Genomic DNA, 2673 nt, shown 5'->3' on the forward strand with positions numbered 1-2673 from the left:
GCTGGCGCGATTTGTTGGGAACCTGGCAAGCGGGGCCCCACCCACTTGCCGGCCCAATAAATCGCTGGCGCGATTTGTTGGGAACCTGGCAAGCGGGGCCCCACCCACTTGCCGGCCCGGGAAATCGCTGACACTTCCAAGCATCCAGGATGCTGTTGGGGGCATATGTCGTTAGGGTAGTGGAATGGTTGCAGAAAAAGTCTTTGCGGTAATTGCCGAAACCACGCGCCGGGAAATCTTGGCAGCGTTGGCGCAGGAGAGCAAGGCCGTTGGCCAGCTGGTGGACGAGCTAGGCGTTTCCCAGCCCACCGTGTCCAAGCACCTGCGAGTGATGCGCGAAGCAGGAGTTGTCACCATGCGCGCCCAGGGACAGAAACGCTTCTACGGCATTAATACCGAACCTCTCACGTTGGTGGCGGCGTGGCTGGATTCCCTTGGCGCCGGTGCCGGTGCTGGTGCTGCGGTGACTTCACCGGAGCTCTCCGAAACAGTGCAGACGACGGCACCAGTGCTTGCGGAAGCCCGGGTGGCATCCACGCCACAGCAGCCATTTCGCCGACAGCCAGCAAGCTCAGCGACAAGCACAGGCGCCACCATGAATGGAACTTCCAGCAGGAGTGCAACCCCTGAAACAGTCGGTGCAGACGCAAGTGCCGACGCACCGGCAGTTGCGTCTGCGCCAGGACCGGCAGCGGTGCCTACTCAAGTACCTGCTCCGGTTCGCGTTGCCGCCGTGGAGGGCGCAACGAATACTTCGGCAAAGCCCGAGCCTGCACCCACATCGTCGGCAGTCGCTGAAACGTCAACGCCAAGTGACGGCGAGAAGTCATCAAAAGATACGGCAGTGGTTGTTCTTCCCTCCAAAGCCGACGGGCACGACGCCAAGGGCGATGTGCAGTTGAACGGCGTACCGGCGATCGTTGTGCAGTCGAACGATCATGAAGGCGGAGTGCCGGGGCAAATCAGCCGCAGCGTGGGCCGCGCTGCCAACAAGGCGGCAGACCTGCTGTCCAACCTGCCCACATTTAGGCGTCGAAAAGACTAAAGATTACGTAAGATTCCTGCCAGCGTCGGATATTTATGCATGATCCTTCATATCATGTCATTTTGTGAGAATAATTAGCCTCAGCGTCTACTCGCCTGCAAGATTGCAGCAGAGCTTATTTATGCGCTGCCCTTCGGCGCCTCACCCTTTTCAGGAGACTCATGGATACCAGGCTAGAAGCCATCCGGGAGCAAGTTTTAGCCCGCAACCCCGGTGAAAAAGAATTCCACCAGGCAGTTTTGGAAGTTTTCGAAAGCCTCGGCCCCGTTTTGGACAAACATCCAGAATTTGTTGACGCCAACGTGCTGCAGCGCCTGTGCGAACCCGAGCGCCAGATCATTTTCCGTGTGCCGTGGATGGACGACGCCGGCAACGTGCAGATCAACCGCGGTTTCCGTGTTGAATTCAACTCGGCACTTGGCCCGTACAAGGGCGGCCTCCGCTTCCACCCCTCGGTATACCTGGGCATTGTGAAGTTCCTTGGTTTCGAGCAGATCTTCAAGAACGCACTGACAGGCATGCCCATCGGCGGTGGCAAGGGCGGCTCCGACTTTGACCCGCGCGGCAAATCCGACCGCGAAGTCATGCGTTTCTGCCAGAGCTTCATGACCGAGCTCTACCGCCACATCGGCGAATACACTGACGTTCCGGCAGGTGACATTGGTGTTGGCGGCCGCGAAATCGGCTACCTCTTTGGCCAGTACAAGCGCATCACCAACCGCTACGAGTCGGGCGTTCTGACCGGCAAGGGTGTTGGTTGGGGCGGTTCCCTGGTGCGTCCGGAAGCCACCGGCTTTGGCACCGTCATGTTCACCCAGGAAATGCTCAAGACCCGCGGCACCTCCCTTGACGGCCAGCGCGTGGTTGTCTCAGGTTCCGGCAACGTGGCGACCTTTGCCATCGCCAAGGCCCAGCAGTTCGGCGCCAAAGTTGTGGCCTGCTCGGATTCCTCGGGCTACATTGTCGACGAAAACGGCATTGACGTTTCGTTGCTGCGCCAGATCAAGGAAAAAGAGCGCGGCCGCTTGAAGGAGTACGCGGTTCGACGCGGCGCCTCCGTCAGCTACGTCGAGGGTGGTTCCGTTTGGGACGTCAACGCTTCCGTGGCACTGCCCTGCGCCACTCAGAATGAAATCAACACCGAAGCAGCCACCCGCATGGTCAAGAACGGCCTGGTTGCGGTTGCCGAAGGCGCCAACATGCCTTCCACCAGCGGCGCCATCGCCGTGTTCCAGGAAGCTGGGATCCTGTTCGCACCGGGCAAGGCTGCCAACGCCGGCGGCGTGGCAACTTCTGCGCTGGAAATGCAGCAGAACGCCAGCCGCGACGCCTGGACCTTCGAGCACACCGAAGCACGCCTGGCCAACATCATGGTCGGCATCCACAACCGCTGTGCCGAGACCGCAGAAACCTACGGTTCCCCGGGCAACTACGTGGTGGGCGCCAACATTGCCGGCTTCGTCAAGGTTGCCGACGCCATGCTGGCACAGGGCCTGATCTAAGAAGTTCCTGCCCGTCCGCAGTGAGCGGAAAGTACGACGGCGCGGCCCCCCCACAAATGGGGGGCGCGGCCGCGTGAATTACGGCCTTTGTGTGGTGGGCGCCGGGGACGGCACCCGGGCCGGGCG

Annotated in this window: 2 protein-coding genes; both read left to right on the top strand. The window is 60.8% G+C overall.

Annotation, left to right across the window (positions count from 1 at the left end):
• The first annotated feature begins 184 nt into the window (after nt 1-184).
• Nucleotides 185-1045 carry a helix-turn-helix transcriptional regulator gene (locus Q4P21_RS00700; RefSeq protein WP_303386950.1) on the top strand — a complete coding sequence of 287 codons (861 nt, stop codon included), beginning with the start codon at nt 185-187 and terminating at the stop codon, nt 1043-1045.
• A 161-nt stretch (nt 1046-1206) separates the two neighbouring features.
• The gene (gdhA, locus tag Q4P21_RS00705; RefSeq protein ID WP_303386951.1) at nt 1207-2547 is read left to right on the top strand and encodes an NADP-specific glutamate dehydrogenase; all 1341 of its coding nucleotides are present in this window, start codon (nt 1207-1209) and stop codon (nt 2545-2547) included.
• The last annotated feature ends 126 nt before the right edge of the window (nt 2548-2673 follow it).

Source organism: Arthrobacter sp., from assembly GCF_030540645.1.
Lineage (GTDB): Bacteria > Actinomycetota > Actinomycetes > Actinomycetales > Micrococcaceae > Specibacter.